The 17973-nt window shown below is 70.0% G+C and carries 14 protein-coding genes; 7 read left to right on the top strand and 7 right to left on the bottom strand.

Annotation, left to right across the window (positions count from 1 at the left end):
• Positions 1-993: hypothetical protein (locus P1V51_17950; GenBank protein ID MDF1564931.1), on the bottom strand; the 993-nt coding region annotated here is incomplete at its 3' end.
• A 503-nt stretch (positions 994-1496) separates the two neighbouring features.
• Here P1V51_17950 and P1V51_17945 point away from each other — a divergent pair.
• From P1V51_17945 to P1V51_17915, 7 genes are all read left to right on the top strand, one after another.
• A complete protein-coding gene (locus P1V51_17945) occupies positions 1497-2480 on the top strand; it encodes a riboflavin kinase (protein MDF1564930.1) in 984 nt (327 codons plus the stop codon).
• Positions 2477-3367 (top strand): shikimate dehydrogenase, encoded by an 891-nt coding sequence (locus P1V51_17940; GenBank protein ID MDF1564929.1) that lies wholly within the window; start codon positions 2477-2479, stop codon positions 3365-3367. The genes P1V51_17945 and P1V51_17940 overlap by 4 nt, the downstream gene beginning before the upstream one ends.
• A 111-nt stretch (positions 3368-3478) precedes the next feature.
• Complete coding sequence (pilB, locus tag P1V51_17935; protein MDF1564928.1) at positions 3479-5170, top strand: type IV-A pilus assembly ATPase PilB; 1692 nt, start codon at positions 3479-3481, stop codon at positions 5168-5170.
• Positions 5171-5178: 8 nt separating this feature from the next.
• Positions 5179-6294, top strand: a complete 1116-nt coding sequence (locus tag P1V51_17930; GenBank protein MDF1564927.1) for a type IV pilus twitching motility protein PilT — start codon at positions 5179-5181, stop codon at positions 6292-6294.
• A gap of 26 nt (positions 6295-6320) precedes the next feature.
• Entirely contained in the window at positions 6321-7550 is a 1230-nt protein-coding gene (locus P1V51_17925; protein MDF1564926.1) for a type II secretion system F family protein, read from the top strand.
• A gap of 20 nt (positions 7551-7570) precedes the next feature.
• Entirely contained in the window at positions 7571-9187 is a 1617-nt protein-coding gene (locus P1V51_17920) for an ATP-binding protein (protein MDF1564925.1), read from the top strand.
• 22 nt (positions 9188-9209) lie between these two features.
• Complete coding sequence (locus tag P1V51_17915; protein ID MDF1564924.1) at positions 9210-10586, top strand: sigma-54 dependent transcriptional regulator; 1377 nt, start codon at positions 9210-9212, stop codon at positions 10584-10586.
• Positions 10587-10676: 90 nt separating this feature from the next.
• Here P1V51_17915 and P1V51_17910 read toward each other — a convergent pair whose 3' ends face one another.
• The 6 genes from P1V51_17910 to P1V51_17885 all read right to left on the bottom strand — a co-directional run bounded on the left by P1V51_17910 (position 10677) and on the right by P1V51_17885 (position 17970).
• Positions 10677-11453 (bottom strand): ABC transporter permease subunit, encoded by a 777-nt coding sequence (locus tag P1V51_17910; GenBank protein MDF1564923.1) that lies wholly within the window; start codon positions 11451-11453, stop codon positions 10677-10679.
• Positions 11450-12424, bottom strand: a complete 975-nt coding sequence (locus tag P1V51_17905) for an ABC transporter ATP-binding protein (GenBank protein ID MDF1564922.1) — start codon at positions 12422-12424, stop codon at positions 11450-11452. Before P1V51_17905 ends, P1V51_17910 begins: the two co-directional genes overlap by 4 nt.
• A gap of 5 nt (positions 12425-12429) precedes the next feature.
• Positions 12430-13350: a hypothetical protein gene (locus tag P1V51_17900; protein MDF1564921.1), complete on the bottom strand. Its 921-nt coding sequence runs from the start codon at positions 13348-13350 to the stop codon at positions 12430-12432.
• Positions 13351-13456: 106 nt separating this feature from the next.
• Positions 13457-14107, bottom strand: coding sequence for a prepilin-type N-terminal cleavage/methylation domain-containing protein (locus tag P1V51_17895; protein MDF1564920.1), 651 nt, complete (start codon positions 14105-14107; stop codon positions 13457-13459).
• Between the two features lie 207 nt (positions 14108-14314).
• Positions 14315-16756 (bottom strand): YfhO family protein, encoded by a 2442-nt coding sequence (locus tag P1V51_17890; protein ID MDF1564919.1) that lies wholly within the window; start codon positions 16754-16756, stop codon positions 14315-14317.
• Between the two features lie 11 nt (positions 16757-16767).
• Entirely contained in the window at positions 16768-17970 is a 1203-nt protein-coding gene (locus P1V51_17885) for a hypothetical protein (GenBank protein ID MDF1564918.1), read from the bottom strand.
• Between the last annotated feature and the right edge of the window lie 3 nt (positions 17971-17973).

The raw sequence follows: 17973 nt of genomic DNA, 5'->3' as shown, positions 1-17973 counted from the left end.
CGGTGTGAGGCAGACGGTGTAGTCGTTGCCGGCGAGGCTCGCCGGCAGGGTCCCGCTGATGCTCCACACCTCTCCCGTGGGTGTGGTGTCCGCGCCGACGAGGGTACCCCCGCAGGTGGTCCCCGCCCGCACTTCGACCTGTGAGACGTAGGCCGAGCTCCCCGAGAGGGTCACGTCCAGAGACGTGACCGTGTCGGCCGTACCGGAGGCCTGCAGGTGGAAGCCGTCCAGCGCCGTTATCCCTGCGCCGGGCGCGATGGTCGCGTTGCCGGGGTTGGTGCCGTCGGAGAGGGTCGTCATGTTCCCCGCTGCGACCGTGACCGAGATGGTCTGGGTGGCGTAGGCCTTGGACGCGCTGTTGTGGCCGACGGCGTTCATGACGACGGTGAAGGCCCCTGGCGTCGCCCCGCCCGGCACGGTCACGATCGCGTCGACGCCCATGGTGTTGTAGATGCCGTCGTGGTCCGTCCCCTCCGTGCAGAGGGTGGAGACATTGTAGTTGTCGCAGGCCGCGCCACGGCCGTTGTTGCTCCAGGTGGTCAGGTCGTACATGGAGACCCGCCCGTCCGGGCTGTTGGGGAACTGGGTGGCCATGCTGTAGGGGGTGGACGACTGATTCTTGGCCCCGTACCAGCCTGCGCCTCCGGCGGCGTCCCACGCGGTGTTCCAGCCGGTGATCGACGGGCTGTTCGCCGTGCCGACACCGACCGTCCAGCCCGTGGGGACCCCGATCTCGAAGGCGATGAAGGTGTCTTCGGACATGTTCTGGGTCCGGAAGTCGATCTCGAAGCTCCCGCCCGGGGGCACCGTGACCGAGGTGCCGATCGTGCCGTCGATGGCGGTGGTCAAGGTGACGCCCGTGCCCGCGGTGGCGTGGCAGCTCGTACAGGTGGTGTACTTCGACGGCCAGGCCGTGGCCTCCCGGGGCAGCAGGAGGAAGAGCGCAGCCAGGAGGGCGGCGGTCGGGAGCAGCAGGGGGACGCGCAGATTCATCGGGGACCTCTCGCTTTCGGCGGCGGACGGACGGGTTGGGTGGGCCCCCCCTCCGGTCTCCCGGTGGAGCGCGTCACCTGCCCGTGAATCCCCCCCCCGGCTACCGACCCACCGGGTCGACCGGGAGCCTCCGCCACCCTGTCGTGGCGGACGGTCTCGCTCTTCCCCGCGACCCCGGAGGGCCAGCGCGATAGCGGGGGAGAGCCCCCCGACAATCGGCCTGACCGGGGGGGGGCTGGGTCGTCATCCAGGGCTCCTGGTGGTGACTAGGCCCACCTGCGACTCTAGCGACCGTGACCCACCGGCGGCCTAGGGAGTCCTCCGGGGTCGGCCCGGTAAATTTCCCTAGTTGTCTCGAAAAAAGTGCCTAGTCGCGTGGCTGCCCTCGTTGACGTCCGAAGGGGCACCCGCGGCGCCTGCTTGACGTTTTCCTGGCCCTCCGGGGCGAAAGCCGCAGGCCGGAGGTTGACAGGGGGCCGCCCCCGGCGACACCTTGCCGCCTCATGCAGGTGGTCCGAGGAAAGGAGGCCGGGAGCCTCCCGCCGGAGGCCCGGGTCTTCGCCCTGGGCACCTTCGACGGAGTGCACCGGGGTCACGCCGCGCTCCTCGACGCCGCGCGCCGGATGGCCGACCGCCGCGCCGCTGCCGGCGAGGCGGCCACCGCCTGGGCGCTGACCTTCCATCCGCACCCGGCGCAGTCGCTGGCCCCGGATCGGGCGCCGCTCTGCATCGGTGACCTCGAGGATCGCCTGGACTGGCTGGCCCGGACCGGGATCGCCGGGACCTGGGTGGTGCCCTTCGACCGCGCCCTCGCCGCCCTCGATCCCTCGGTCTTCTACGACACCATCCTGAAGGCCGGCGGCGCGCGAGGCCTGGTGGTGGGGCACGACTTCACCTTCGGCAAGGGCCGGGCCGGGGACGGCCGGGTCCTCGCGAGGCTCGGCCAGCCCGAGGGCGTCGAGGTGGAGGTCGTCCCGCCCGTGCGCACCCCCGAGGGCCTCATCGTCTCCTCGACCCGGATCCGCGGCCGGATCGCCGCCGGCGATCTGGCCGGGGCCCGGGAGATGCTCGGCCGCGACGTCGAGCTCTCCAGCGAGGTCCGCTCCGGGGCCGGCCGGGGAGGCGGGCTCGGCTTCGCCACCGCGAACCTCCTGCCGGAGGGAAGGGTGGTCCCCGGCCAGGGGGTCTACTCGGGGTGGGGGCGCATCGAGGGGGAGGCGCGCGCCTACCCGGCGGCCATCAACGTGGGGCGGGCCCCGACCTTCGGCGCCCTGGCCCGCGCGCAGATCGAGGCACACCTGCTGGGCCACCCGCCCGGCTCCCTCGCCGGACGGCGCCTGCGCCTCTGCTTCCTGCGCCGCCTGCGGGGCGAGCGTCACTTTCCGGGGCCCGAGGCCCTCGTCGCTCAGATCCAGAAGGACGTCGCCCGCACCGAGGCGGACTGCGCCCGCCTGCCGCCGCCGCCCTGGGCCGGGGAGGGGGCGTGAGCGCGCCCACCCTCCTGCTCGGCGTGCTGGGCTCGCCCATCGCCCACTCCGCCTCACCGGCGATGCAGCAGGCGGGGCTGGCGGCGATGGGGATCGACGCGACCTATCTCCCCTTCGAGGTGCAGCCCGAGCAGCTGCCGGCGGCCCTCGAGGGGCTCTCGGCCCTCGGCGCCCTCGGGGCGAACCTCACGGCTCCCCTGAAGGAGGCGGCGGCCCGTCACCTCTCCCGCCTCGAGCCCACCGCGGCGCGCCTCGGCGCGGTGAACACCCTCGTCCGGGCACCGCAGGGGCGGGGCCGCACGGGCGCGGCGGCTGGCTTCGTGGGTCACAACACCGATCTGCCGGCCTTCGAGGCGGCGCTCGCGCCCCTCCTGGCCACGGACCGGCCGCGCCGCGCCCTGGTCTTCGGCGCCGGTGGGACCGCGGCCACCTCCCTGGTGGCCCTGGCCCGCTGCGGCTTCGAGGAGATCGTCCTGCTGGCGCGAACCCCGGAGCGGGGTCAGGACCTCGCGGACCGGCTGCAGGCGGCGGACCTCCTCGAGAAGGTCTCCCTGGAGATCGGGGCGAGCGGTGACCACCCGGCGCCGGCCCAGGTGGTGGTGAACGCCACCCCCCTGGGGCGCAGCGGCGATCGGCCGGCGGTTCCCCGGCGTCACCTGCGCGAGGCGCGCCTGGTCGTCGACTGGGTCTACCGCCCCGGGGGCACCGCGCTGATCGCGGCGGCGGCCGAGCGGGGGATCGCCACGGTCGACGGGGCCGAGCTCCTCTTCGCCCAGGGGGTGCGGGCCCTGGCCCTCTGGGCCGGCCGCGAGCCGGGGCCGAAGGTGGAGCGCGCGATGCGCCGGGCCCTGCACCGCTGGCTCGAGAGCGGCCCCCGGAGCGATTGACGCGCCGCGGCACCCGGGGTGGGGCCAGGGGCCGCGAAGTTGCGTGGCCCGGAAAGATGCCGCTACACTTCCGTTTCGTACAACCCTCTCAAGTCATCATCAGGAGAGCGCATGGCGGGTCGCCTCGGGGAACTCCTCGTCCGGGAAAATCTCATTTCTTTGCAGCAGCTTCAGGCCGCTCAGGACGCTCAGAAGTCCGAGGGCGGGAGGCTGGGGTATCACCTCACCAAGCTGGGCTACCTCGAAGAGACCGAGCTCACGGGATTCCTGGCCAAGCAGTACAACGTGCCCTCCATCGACCTGCGGGCCTTCGACATCGACTCGGAGGTCATCAAGCTGGTCCCGAAGGACGTGTGTGAGAAGCACGTTGCCATCCCGGTGAACCGGGCGGGGGCCTCGCTGATCGTCGCCATGAGCGACCCGTCGAACATCTTCGCCGTCGACGACATCAAGTTCCTCACCGGCTACAACATCGAGGTCGCGGTCGCGGCCGAGGAGTCCATCAAGGAGGCCATCGAGCGGTACTACATGTCCGGTCCGTCCTACGAGGACGTGATGGAGGGCTTCGACGCGGACGAGATCGAGGTCGCGGAGCTGGATGGCGACGACGTCGTCGACATCGACTCCGCCGAGGACGCCCCGGTCGTCAAGCTGGTGAACCTCATCCTCATCGACGCGATCAAGAAGGGCTGCTCCGACATCCACGTCGAGCCCTACGAGAAGGACTTCCGGGTGCGCTTCCGCATCGACGGCCGCCTCTACGAGGTGATGCGGCCCCCCTTCAAGCTGCGCAACGCGATCTCCTCCCGTATCAAGATCATGTCCGAGCTGGACATCGCCGAGCGGCGGCTGCCCCAGGACGGCCGGATCAAGCTGAAGCTGGGCAAGGGCCGCGAGATGGACTTCCGGGTCAGCATCTGCCCGACCCTCTTCGGCGAGAAGGCGGTGTTGCGGCTGCTCGACAAGTCGAACCTGCAGCTCGACATGACCAAGCTGGGCTTCGAGCCCCAGCCCCTGAAGAGCTTCCTCGAGGCCATCCACCGTCCCTACGGGATGTGCCTGGTCACCGGCCCCACCGGCTCGGGCAAGACCACGACCCTCTACTCGGCGCTCGCCGATCTCAACAAGACCACCGAGAACATCTCCACCGCCGAGGATCCCGTCGAGTTCAACTTCGCCGGCATCAACCAGGTGCAGATGCACGACGAGATCGGCCTGAACTTCGCCGCGGCCCTGCGCTCCTTCCTGCGGCAGGACCCCGACATCATCATGGTCGGCGAGATCCGTGACTTCGAGACGGCGGAGATCGCGGTCAAGGCGGCGCTCACGGGCCACATGGTGCTCTCGACCCTCCACACCAACGACGCGCCCTCCACCATCAGCCGTATGCTGAACATGGGCATCGAGCCCTTCCTGGTCACCGCCTCGGTGAACGTGGTGGTGGCCCAGCGGCTGGCCCGAAAGCTCTGCGTGGAGTGCAAGCGTCCGGCGGAGGTCGAGGACCAGGCCCTGCTCGATCTCGGCATCCCGCCCGAGGACATCGGCTCCTTCGAGGTCTACGAGCCCGTCGGCTGCCGCACCTGCAACGACCTCGGCGCCAAGGGCCGCGTGGCCCTCTACGAGGTGATGCTGCTGACCGATCCGCTCAAGGAGCTGATCATCAACGGTGCCTCCACGGCCGAGCTGAAGATGGAGGCGGTCCGCCTCGGCATGCAGACCCTGCGGATGGCCGCCCTCAACAAGCTCAAGGCCGGAATCATCGGCATCGACGAGGTCGTGGGCAACACGGCCCCCGACAACTAGGAGACCCTTTGGCCAATCTTCATCAGCTTCTCAAGGCGATGGTCGAGAAGGGGGCGTCGGACCTCCACATCACCACCGGCTCGCCTCCCCAGCTGCGCATCGACGGCAAGCTGGTGCCGCTCAAGACGGCGCCGCTCACGCCGGTCGAGACCAAGCAGCTCGCCTACTCGATCCTCACCGATGCCCAGAAGCATCGCTTCGAGGAGGAGAACGAGCTCGACCTCTCCTTCGGCGTCAAGGGCCTCTCCCGCTTCCGGGCGAACATCTTCATGCAGCGCGGCGCCGTGGCCGGCGCCTTCCGGACCATCCCCTTCAAGATCTTGAGCTTCGCCGAGCTGGGCCTGCCCCCGGTGGTCGCCGAGCTCTCGAAGCGGCCCCGCGGCCTGGTGCTGGTGACCGGGCCCACCGGCTCGGGGAAGTCCACGACGCTCGCGTCGATCATCGACAAGGTGAACAACGAGCGCCACGAGCACATCCTCACCATCGAGGACCCCATCGAGTACCTGCACCCGCACAAGAACTGCGTGGTGAACCAGCGCGAGGTCGGGGCGGACACCCAGAGCTTCAAGAAGGCCCTGAAGTACGTCCTCCGGCAGGACCCCGACGTGGTCCTCGTCGGCGAGATGCGTGACCTCGAGACCATCGAGTCCGCGCTGGTCATCTCCGAGACGGGCCACCTCGCCTTCGCGACCCTGCACACCAACTCCGCCGTGCAGACCGTCAACCGGATCATCGACGTCTTCCCGCCCTACCAGCAGCCGCAGGTCCGGGCGCAGCTCTCCTTCGTGATGGAGGGCGTCATGAGCCAGTCGCTGATGCCGAGGGCCGGGACCCCCGGCCGGGTGCTGGCGCTGGAGATCATGATCCCCAACCCTGCGATCCGGAACCTCATCCGGGAGGACAAGGTCCACCAGATCTACTCCCAGATGCAGGTCGGCCAGCAGAAGTACGGCATGCAGACCTTCAACCAGGGGCTGGTCAGCCTCTTCCAGCGGCGGATGATCACCATGGAAGAGGCGCTCGGGCGCTCCAGCGACCCCGAGGAGCTCAAGCAGATGATCGGCTCCAGCGCGGGCCCCGCAGCCCGTGGTCCGGGCGGCCGACCCGGCTCTCCTGCCCGCTAGTGGAACGAACCCGGAGGTAGATCGACATGGCGACTGCGACCGCGAAGAAGCTCCCCGTCTGGATCTGGGAAGCCCAGACCAAGGGTGGCGAGATCAAGAAGGGGGAGATGCAGGCCGCCGACAAGGCGTCGGTCGAGGCGCGGCTGCGCCAGATGGGCCTCAACCCCTCCAAGGTCAAGAAGAAGCCCCTCGAGATCTACCTCAAGATGCCCGGCTCCTCGGGCGTCACGCGGAAGGACCTGGTGGTCTTCACCCGGCAGTTCGCCACGATGATCGACGCCGGTCTGCCCCTGGTGCAGTGCCTCGACATCCTCGGCAGCCAGTCGCCGAACATGCACTTCGCGAAGGTCATCAAGACGGTCAAGGAGAAGGTCGAGACCGGCGCCACCCTCGCGGACTCCCTGCAGGATCACCCCAAGGTCTTCGACGAGCTCTACAGCCAGCTGGTCCGGGCCGGTGAGATCGGCGGTATCCTCGACACCATCCTCAACCGCCTCGCGGCCTACATCGAGAAGAACGACAAGCTGGTCCGGCAGGTGAAGGGCGCCTTGACCTACCCGACCATCGTCTTGGTCGCCGGTATCGCGGTCACCGTCGTCCTGCTGATCTGGGTCGTCCCCGTCTTCGAGAAGATGTTCAAGGACTTCGGCTCGGCGCTCCCGGCGCCGACCCAGTTCTTCGTGGACGCCTCCCACTTCATGCAGGACTACGGGGTCTACGCTCTGATCGGCATCGCCTGCCTCGTGGTGGCCTTCAAGCTCTTCACCAACAACCCCCGCGGCCGGATCATCTGGGACGCCATCAAGCTGAAGATGCCCCTCTTCGGAGACCTCTTCCGGAAGATCGCCGTGGCCCGCTTCTCCCGGACCCTCGGCACCATGATCTCCTCCGGCGTGCCGGTGATGGACGCCCTGGAGGTCTGCGCCAAGTCCTCGGGCAACAAGATCGTCGAGTCCGGCCTCTACAAGGTGCGAGAGGGAATCTCCGAGGGCCGGACGATGGTCGCGCCCATGCAGGAGGTGAAGATCTTCCCGGCGATGGTCGTGCAGATGATGGGCGTCGGTGAGGCCACCGGCGCCATGGATCAGATGCTGGCGAAGATCGCCGACTTCTACGACGACGAGGTCGATCAGGCCGTGGCCGCGCTCACCTCGATGATCGAGCCGCTGCTGATGGTCTTCCTCGGCGGCGTGGTCGGCGGCTTCCTCATCGCGATGTACCTGCCGATCTTCGGGCTGGCCGGCGCGATCAAGTAGCCGCGGGAGGAGAGACCGTGGTGCCCGACTCCCGTGCGGCGGAGCTCCACCGTCGCCTGGTCTGGGTCACCGTCTTCCGGGCGGGCGTGGTCGCCGCCCTGCTCCTGGCCACCGCGGTCTACGCCTTCTCCAAGCAGGAGGTCGGCCTCGGCGACGTCCTGAAGTACCTCTTCGTGATCACGGGGGTCACCTTCGGGCAGACCCTGGCCTATGCGCTGATCATCCGGAACGGGAACCCGCGGCACTTCCTCGGGCTCGCCTACGCGCAGGTCGTCGGAGACATCACCCTCGCCGGCGCCTTGCTCTGGCTCACCGGGGGCTCGGACTCTCCCTTCGCCTTCCTCTTCACCTACGGCGTCTTCAACGCGGCGATCCTCCTCTACCGCCGGGGGGCGATGTTCGCCGCCGCGCTGGCGACCCTGGGCTACGCCTTCGTCACGCTCTCCATGCGCTGGGGCTGGGTGGCGCCGGCAGCGGACTACCTCACCCCCGACAACGTGCGCCTCGCGCGGCTGATCTTCTCGATGGGCGTGAACAGCGGCGCCTTCTTCCTGGTGGCGGTGCTCGGGGCCTACCTCGGGGAGCAGGTCCGGCAGGCCGGCGTCAGGGTGGTCGAGGCGGAGGCCGACCTGGCCGCCCTCTCCGAGCTCCACCAGCGGATCGTGCACTCGATCTCCTCCGGCATCCTCACCCTGGGGCCCGATCAGCGGATCACCTATCTCAACCGGGCGGGCGCGGAGATCCTGGAGATCGCGCCGGCGGCGGCCAGCGGCAAGCGGCTCTCGGAGCTGACGCCGGCCCTGGAGGTCGCCCTCCGGGACGTGCGGGTCGGTGGTATCCGCAGCGAGGTCGAGCTGGAGGGAGGCAAGGTGCTGGGCTTCGCCATCACCCCGATGGGCGAGAGCGGCGAGGAGGTGGTGGTCTTCCAGGACCTGACCTCCCTGCGGGTGATGGAGCGCAAGGTGCGGCGCAGCGAGCGCCTGGCGGCCCTCGGCTCCCTGGCCGCGGGGCTCGCCCACGAGCTGCGCAACCCGCTGGCCTCGATGAGCGGCTCGATCGAGCTGCTCCAGGCCGAGGCCCCCGCGGAGGGTGAGGAGGCCACCCTGATGGCCATCGTCCTGCGGGAGATCGAGCGCCTCGAGACCCTGGTGGCCGACTTCCTCTCCTTCGCCCGCCCCCGCCCGCCGGATCTGCGCGCGGTGGAGATCACCCCGCTGCTGGAGGAGGTCCTCCTGCTGATGCGCCACGACCCGCGGGTCGAGGAGGGGAAGCTGGAGCTCCAGGCCGAGGCGGGCCTCGGGGTGATGGCCGACCCGGAGCAGCTGCGGCAGGTGGTCGCAAACCTCGTCCTCAACGCCGTGCAGGCGAAGGTGGGCGGCGCCGTGGTGGTGCGCGCCCTGGCCAAGGAGGATCAGATCGTCCTGGAGGTCGTCGACGAGGGCCCCGGCATGGACGCCGAGACCCTGGATCACATCTTCGAGCCCTTCTTCACGACCAAGCAGGGAGGCACCGGCCTGGGGCTGGCCCTCGTGCACTCCATCGTCGAGGCCCACGGTGGTGAGATCGGGGTGGAGAGCAGCCCGGGAAAGGGTACGATCGTGCGGATGATCCTCCCGGGCGCCCGGAGAGAGGGCTGAGGCGAGGCGGCAGAGGGCAGACATGGCACGCATCCTGGTCGTAGATGACGAACGGTCGATGAGGGAGTTCCTCTCGATCCTGCTGCGCAAGTCGGGCCACGAGGTCGAGACCACCGGCGAGGGCAGCGAGGCGCTCCGCCGCGTCGCCGGTGAGGAGTTCGACCTGGTGGTGACGGACCTCCGCCTCGGGGACGTGACGGGGATCGAGGTCCTCGAGGCCACCAAGCGCTACCACCCCCAGACCGAGGTCATCCTGGTCACGGCCTTCGCGACGACCGAGAACGCCATCCAGGCGATGAAGGCCGGCGCCTACGACTACCTCACCAAGCCCTTCAAGGTGGACGAGGTCAGCCTGGTCGTCCAGAACGCCCTCGAGCGGCGGGCGCTGGTCCGGGAGAACACCGAGCTGAAGGCGAAGCTCGCCACCGCCGGCGGCGGGCGCGATCGCCTGGCGGAGCTCGTGGGCCACAGCCCGGCGATGCAGCCCATCTACTCCTTCATCGAGAAGGTCGCGCCGACGCGCTCGACCATCCTGATCACCGGCGAGAGCGGCACGGGCAAGGAGCTGGTGGCGCGGGCGATCCACGCGCGCAGCTCACGGGCGGGCGCCCCCTTCGTGGCCATCAACTGCGGCGCGATCCCCGAGGGGCTCATCGAGAGCGAGCTCTTCGGTCACGTGAAGGGGGCCTTCACGGGCGCCCACCAGGACAAGCAGGGGATCTTCGAGGCCGGCTCGGGGGGGACGCTCTTCCTCGACGAGATCGGTGACCTCGCGCTGGCGATGCAGGTGAAGCTGCTGCGCGTGCTGCAGGAGCACAAGATCAAGCGGGTGGGGGACGCCCGCGAGATCGAGGTCGACGTCCGGCTGGTGGCGGCCACCAACCGGGAGCTCTCCGAGGACGTCGAGGCCGGGACCTTCCGGGAGGACATCTACTACCGCCTCAACGTCCTGCACGTGGAGGTGCCCCCCCTGCGCGAGCGCCGCGAGGACATCCCGGTCCTGGCGGAGCTCTTCCTGGCCCGCCACACCGGCGCCGATCGCAAGCTCACCCTCTCCCGGCCCCTCCTCGCCCGCCTCCTCGACTACCGCTTCCCCGGCAACGTGCGCGAGCTCGAGAACCTGATGGAGCGCGCGGCGACCCTCGCCGACGGCGACGAGGTCACCCCCGACACCCTGCCGGCCCAGGTCCTCCAGGCCGCCGGGCGCGCCCTGGGCGCCGTCGACAAGCTCCCCGAGGAGGGCATGGACCTGCAGGCCCACCTCGACGCGATCGAGCTGCGCCTCCTCCAGGAGGCCCTCGAGCGCTGCGGCGGCAAGAAGAAGGCCGCGGCCGCCCTCCTCGGCCTCACCTTCCGCTCCTTCCGCTACCGCCTCAAGAAGCTCACCGGCGAAGACTGACCTCCGCGCTGAGCTTGGAGCTCCCATCGCTGCGCCTCGGGCCGAGGGAGGGTCCTTCCCCGGGGCCCGAAGGCGCCGCGATGGAAGTGATCAGCGCAGTTCGCGGCGGGCGAAGATCACGGAGGCGAGGATCAGCAGGGCCAGGGAGTAGGCGGCCGAGTAGAGCATCGCGGTGATGGCGGGGCCGGCCTCGACGGCGACGCCGTAGGCGACCTCGTAGGAGCGGCCGAAGCGGCTGAAGTTGGGCAGCAGGAGGTAGAAGGCCTCGGCGAACCACTGGGTGAGGGCGCTCTCGGCGAAGCGGGAGGTGCGGACGAACTCCTCGGAGAGGTGGCCGGCGACCAGGAGGGAGAGGGTGCCGAAGGCGGCGACCGCGGTGCCGGAGAAGGTCGAGAAGAGGACCGCGATGGCCACGACCAGGGAGAGGGCCGAGAGGCGCAGGGCGAAGTACCAGAAGAGCGTGCCGTAGGGGGGCGGGTCGTCGGACCAGAGGGCGGCGATCGCCAGGAAGAGCGCGAACATCGCGCCCAGCGCGACCAGCAGCACCGCCTGCAGGCCGATGAACTTGCCGACCACGAACTGCCAGCGGTGGATGGGCTTGGCCACCACCGAGTAGGCCGTCCGGCGGTCGATGTCCCGGCTCACCAGGCCCACGCCCAGGAAGACCGCGAGGAGGGCGCCGAAGAAGTCGATGGCGCCGGTGCCGGCGTCGCGCAGCACGCGGTCGAAGGTCGCGATGGTGAACTCGCTGGAGAAGGAGGAGGCGAAGATCATCACCAGGGCGAAGACCAGCGCCGAGTAGAAGATGCGGCTGCGCCGCGCCTCCCGGAAGGTGTTCACGGCGATGGCCACGGTGGAGTTGATCATGCTGCGGCCTCCTCGCTCGAGGGGCTCGTGACCCCCGCGTCGTTCACCTGCTCGAAGAAGACGTCCTCGAGCCCGGCGCGGACCGGCTGGACGCTCTCGATGCTGGCGCCGGCCTGGAGGAGCTTGCCGAGGAGCTCGTCCACCGCCTGGTCGGCGGGCACCGTGAGCACCACCCGCTCGGTGACGCTGCGGCGCTGGATCTCGGGGGAGAGGTCGGCGGGCAGCGAGGCCTCGTCGAGGCCACGCACGACCACCACGGTCTCCCGGAGGCGATCGCCGATCAGCTCGGGCACCGCGCCCTGGGCGACGATCTTTCCGTCGAGGATGATCCCGACGCGATCACAGACCAGCTCGACGTCCGGGATGATGTGGGTCGAGAAGAAGACGGTCTTGCCCTGGTCGCGCAGCTCGAACATCAGGTCGCGGATGTCCCGGCGGCCCACCGGGTCCAGGCCCGAGACCGGCTCGTCGAGGATGACGAGGTCGGGGTCGCCCATCAGGGACTGGGCCAGGCCGATGCGCTGGGTCATGCCCTTGGAGTAGCGGCGCAGCTGGAGGTTCCTCGCCTTCTCGGGCAGGCCGAGGCGGTCGAAGAGGGCGTCCGCGCGCTTCTGGGCCTCGTGCCGGTCGAGCCCCAGGAGGGCCCCGTAGTAGCGCAGGAGCTCGGGGCCGGTGAGGTAGTCGTAGAGGCTGGGGGACTCGGGCAGGTAGCCGAGGCGCTGGCGCGCCGTGCGGTGGGTGGGATCCTCCCCGAGGATCTTCACGGTGCCCGCGCTGGGGCGCAGCAGGGTGGTGAGGATCTTGATGGTGGTGCTCTTGCCAGCGCCGTTCGGGCCGAGGAAGCCGAAGACCTCGCCGGCGTTCACCGTGAGGTCGAGGCCGCGCAGCACCTCGACGCTGCGGCCCAGCTTCTTGGGCATCCGGAAGCTCTTGCGGAGCCCGGCGATCTCGATGACGGGGGAGTTGGACATGGAGCTCACTTCCAGGGTGCGGACCGCTGGTCCTGGTCGAAGATCTGTAGCTTGCCCTTGTGGAGGGAGGAGGCGACCGCCTGGCCCTTCTCGTCGATCTCGAAGGTGCCGCCCAGGGGATCGTGGGGGATGCCCGGCAGATCCCCCGCCTCGACCAGGGCCTCGATGGTCGCGGGCGCCCGCTGCTCGCGCTGGATGAAGCGGGAGATGGCCTCGTCGATCTCCCGGCGGATGCGCTCGGTCTCCAGCTCGACGAGCCGGCGCTCGAGGGCCTCTCGCTCCTGCTGGTTCTCGGTGTTCTCCAGCATCAGCCGGGCGAACTCGGTGGCCTTGTCCAGCTGGCCGGCGGTGGAGAAGAAGCGGGTGGTGAGGAGAGTCACCCAGTGCGGGGAGTCGGGGATCCGGGAGGCGATGGCGGCGGCCTCGGCGGCCTTCTCCGGCTCGTCCCCGATGATGCCGAGGATGAAGGTGTACTGGAGCCAGAGCCGCCAGTCGTCGGGGAAGCGCTCCACGCCCCGCTCGGCGATGGCCCGGGCCGCGTCGCGGTTGGCCCAGTACCAGTTGCCCCGGTGGTAGGGGACGGAGGTGGCGCCGAAGCGGTAGGCCTCCTGGAAGTCGGGATCGACCTCGTTGATGCGGTCGATGTAGCGGTGGAGATCCCGGTAGTCGAGCTTCCGGTTGCTCCAGCTGCCGTAGTACTGCAGCGCGCCGAGCCAGATGTAGTCGGCGGCGAGCTGGGGGTGACCGAAGGACCCGGCGCGCAGCGCCCAGGCCGGGGGGAGGTAGACGATGCGATCCGGCGGATCCTCGCCGTCCTCTTCGCCCTGCATCCGATCGGCGAGCCACGCCGAGGTGCCGACCAGGGCCGCGGCGCAGAGCAGCGGTAGCACGGTGGACGCGATCGTGCTGGTGGCAGGCGCCTTCAAGGGGATCCTCCGGGGGCCTCAAGCAGACATCGCCCCGGACTCACGAGGAGTCCGGAGCGATGGTGCTCCGTCCTGTGGGCGACGGAAGAGACGCTAGTGCCCGGTCTTAGGGGCAGTTCACGTCGTTGTAGGTGTTGAAGGGCTCGCCGCCGGGGGCAGCCGCGTCGTCACCGGCGAGGCCCGAGGGGCAGGTGCCGCCCGAGGTGCCGTCCTCGGTGGAGACGAACCAGGTGTCCAGGTTCGAGTCGTTGTCGATGTTGCCGGCCGCGGCGCCGAAGAAGCCACAGGTCGGGCAGTTCGCGCCGTCCTGCACACCGGGGACGGTGGTCATGGTGGCGACGGGGCTCTGCCAGGTCACGCCGGCCAGGCTGGCGTAGCCGGGGTTGGCGGTCGCGGTGGCGTACTTGAAGGTATCGACGGAGACGTACTCGGCGTTCGAGGCGGAGACCTCGGTGCCGCTCGGATCGCTGCGGTTCACGGAGTTGGCGGCCGCGCCACTGTAGTAGGCGTAACGGTTACCACGCTCGGGGGAGAAGCCGACGATGAGGAGCAGGTTCGTGTACTTGTCCTTCTCGTTGTAATAGGCCTTCTCGGCCGTATACATGGACTTCAGGTTGCTCTTCGCCTCGGACTGCTTGGACCGCGCCTGGAACTTGATGAAGTTCGGGATGGCGATGGCGGCGAGGATGCCGATGATCGCGACGACGATCATCAGCTCGATCAGGGTAAAGCCCTTGGACTTGATCAGACGCTTCATTGAATGGCCTTTCGGGGGTTGTTTGGCTTCTCGAGTCATCCCTGGCTTGAGTTCGCGGGATGCCCATCGACTCCGCGGAAGCACTGTGCAGGAACGATGCCGACCGGAGTGCCCCCGGCCGGATCGACCAACCGTTTGATATCAGTTGCGTTTCCCTCCCGCAACCAATTCAGTCCATCCCGAAATCGAGACGAGTGACGATCTTCGTCACCCGCCGGTGACGGGATGGGGCACCCCCTCCCGGCGCCCCCGGAGGGCCCCGAGGAGGGTCCAGAGCGCCAGGATCGCCAGCGCGAGGCCGCTCACCGAGGCCCCCAGGATCAGGCCGGGGGTGCGGTAGCGCAGCTCGACCCGGTGCTCACCGGCGGGGAGCCGCAGGACCCTCACGAGCTGGTTGGCGCGGTGGATCGGGACCTCCTCGCCGTCCACCGTGGCCGTCCAGCCCGGGTAGTGGGCGTCGTTGATCACCAGCCCGGCGGCCACCGGGGTCTCGACCTCCAGCCGGAGGTGCTCGGGCTGCCAGTCCACGATCCTCAGGTCGGCGCCGCCGACCGGGACCCCCTCCGGGGCGGGGGGGAGGCTGTCCCCGGGCGGGCACTCGGCGAAGACCACCTCGCCGCGCTCGGCCCGGCTCCAGCCCAGGGAGAGGGCCTTCTTCACCTCGTCGAGGGAGGGCAGGCAGAGCAGCGGCGCGAGGAAGGCCCGGGGCAGGGCCTTCTCGTTGTAGAGCACCACCTGGTCGAAGGCGGCGACGTCGTAGAGGACCCGATCCGTCCGGCCACCCTGGTCGGCGTACCAGCGGGCATCCACGATGGCGAAGCGAACCGAGAAGAGGCCCGAGTAGCGCAGGAAGTGGGCCCGGCCCTGCTTGAGGATGCTGCCGGCGGTGGTCGAGGCGCCCGGCAGGTAGCTCTCCGCCGACTCGATGCCCCAGAGGGCGTTGGTGCCCGAGGCCAGGCAGGAGGAGAGGGCGGTCATCACCCCGTTGGCGTCGTCGAGGTCGGAGCTGCGCCAGTGAAAGAGGTCGATCGGGCAGAAGACCCGGAAGCCCGCCATCCGGGGACCGTCCGGCCGGCGCCGGAGGAGCTGGACCGTCGCGGGCGCCTCGAGGAGATAGCGGGCCTCGACGGTGCGGTAGGCCTCCTGGCCGGAGTCCAGGAGCGCCAGGGCGAGGCTGGCGACCAGCAGCGCTCCGGCGAGGGTCTCGCGCCGGACCAGGAGGAGCGCCGCGCCGCCCACGGCGGTGAAGGCCGCGGCGGTGAGCAGGCCCTTGGCGAGGCGCGCGCTCACGAAGTGCAGCAGCGTCTCGTCGCCGGTCTGCAGCTGAGCCAGGGCCTGGAGGGTTGCGGTGCCGGCGTGGGCTGCGAGCTCCAGTCCTCCGAGGAGGGCGAGGAGCGCGCCACCCCCGGCGAGGATCCAGCCAGCCCGCCGGCGGGCACGCGCGTCGGCGAGGTGGTCGGCCAGCGCGAAGGCCACGCCGAAGGCCAGGAGGAAGCTCAGCGCGCCGCCGAGCTTCTCCGGGTAGCGGAAGGCGTTCCAGAAGGGGAGGTGGGCGTGGAGGAAGCCATAGAGGAGGGCGTGGCGCCCCAGCATGAGCGTGAAGAGGAGCAGGGAGATCAGGGCGAGCACCTGCACCCGCCGCTGCTGGCGCCGGCGCCAGGCCGCCACGAGGAGGAGGAGCATCGCCGCGGCGCCGAGGTGGAGGGAGTAGGCCCACCACGACTCGTGGTCGGGGGCCATCACCTCCGCGAGGTGGCGCAGGACCTGGCTGGACTCGTTGGGGGAGAAGACCGGCCCCAGGAAGAGATCGAGGGCGCGCGCCGGCAGGGTCGACCACTGGGTCGCCGTCCCGAGGGGCATCGCCTCCGCGTGGAGCCCGGCGCGCAGGGAGAGGACCGGCACCAGCTGGACGGCGGCGAGGGCCGTGCCGCCGGCCAGGACGGCGAGCGCCCTCGGAACGTCGCTGCGCCAGCCCGCCGGCCCGAAGAGGAGGGTGTAGACGACGACCATCCCGGAGGCGATGACGAAGGCCTGGGGGTCACCGCAGAGGAGGATCGACGCGAGGGCCGCGCTCGCCAGGAGCAGGCGACCGGGGGCGGGGCGCCGGAGGTGGGAGAGGAGGGCCCAGAGGAGCCAGGGCAGGGTCGCCGTGGCCATCAGGTAGAGCAGGTTGTTGTGGATGGAGACCAGGTAGCCGGAGAGGCCGAAGGTCACCGCGCCGGCGGCCGCCGGGATCCGGCCGAGGGCGTGCCCCCGCCGCAGCCAGGCGTACATGCCGGTGAAGGCCGCCAGGTAGGAGAGGAGGAGGTTCAGCTCGAAGGCGGTGGGCAGCGAGGCGAGCAGGTAGAGGAAGTTCGAGGGGTGGAAGGCGCCGGTGACCAGCGCGCCGGGGAAGCTCTGGCCCAGGCTGTCGTGGGGAAACCAGTCGGGGAAGTGACCCGCGGCGATCCGGTCCGCCCAGTACTGGCGGGCGGGCAGGTAGACCCGGAAGAGGTCCCGCTCGGCGAGGGTCTGGCCGGCGAGGAAGGCCACCCGCCAGAAGACGGCGAGGGTGCACAGGGCTCCGAGCGCCAGGCCCTCGAGGAGGGTCCGGCCGAGGGTCGCCGGCCCGGAAGAGCCCCCCGGTGCTCGCTCGCCCATCGCCGCCATCGCCCCCGCTCCTAGGGAGCGGTGAAGAGCCCGCGAGGCCAGTCGAAGCGAACGAAGAGGCCGAAGTCGCCGTACTGATCCACCCACTCCTGCACCCGGTAGATGTCGGTGCAGGCCGAACCGTCCGGCTCGCAGCGGACGATGCTCCGGCCGCCGACGTCCAGGGTCCCACCCAGGTAGAGGGTGCCGGTCGCGGTGATCTTGCGCATGTGGTCGGCGTGCTCGGGGACGAAGGTCGCCGGGAGCGCCCCGTAGTCACCGAGCTTGGTGGCGGTGCCGTCCGTGCGCAGGCGCCACAGCTCCGTGGGTGCCTTGATCGTGGCGGCGTCGTCCAGGGTGGCGATGAGGAAGCCCGTGGCCTCGTGACGGATCGACCCGGCGGACATCCCGGTGAACTGGGTGAAGCTCACCTCGGCGGCCCCGTCCGGCGTGATGACGAACTCGCTGCTGCGATCGTCGAAGGTCATGTTCAGACCGTAGGCCGTGTGGGGCGTGATCTCGTTGCCGTCGGCGTCGTACCAGAGGTTGACGGTGTTGTCGCAGAGGTGGACCGTGGTCCAGGTCGTCGGGTCCAGCTTGTAGCGCACCAGGGAGGTGGTATCGCAGGGCGGGAAGGAGAGGGGGACGTCGTTCGCGAAGGCGTCCTCGACGAAGTAGTAGTACTCGTCGTTCGACGTGATCCGGTCCTGGTGGAACTCGTAGATCTTGGCGAGGTCCGTGCCGAGGGTCCGGTAGATCAGGCGGCCGTCCGAGCCCCGGATGTAGGCGTCGGTCGTGTTGCCGAGGAAGGAGTAGCAGTAGGACCTCGGGTCGCCCTCGACCGGCATGAAGGCCGGCCCGTGACCGGGGACCGAGCCGAAGGCGTAGACGGTGTCCGGATCGAGGCCGTTGCAGTAGCCGGGATCGACCGGCCCGCCGCCCCCGCCCCCGCCGTCCGTTCCGCCGCCACCGTCGGTACCGCCGCCGCCGTCGGCGCCGTCCGGGAGGCGCAGCTCACAGGTGCCGCCGGAGCAGATCTCGTCCGTGGCGCAGTCGGAGTCGACGCTGCACAGCCCGGTCGCCTGCCGGTGCTCGTCGTAGGTGGCGCAGAAGCCGCCCGAGCAGACCTCGGCCGCCGGGCAGTCGGTGTCGAACTGGCACCAGTTGCCGCAACCAGGAGCCAGGAGCAGCAGCGGGGCGAGGACGACGAGCACGAGCTTCGCGAGGCGCACCATGGC

The sequence above is a fragment of the Deltaproteobacteria bacterium genome, assembly GCA_029210625.1.
GTDB lineage: Bacteria > Myxococcota > Myxococcia > SLRQ01 > SLRQ01 > JARGFU01.
Note: the sequence above shows the minus strand (reverse complement) of the source record. Positions and strands in the feature narration are given on the sequence as shown.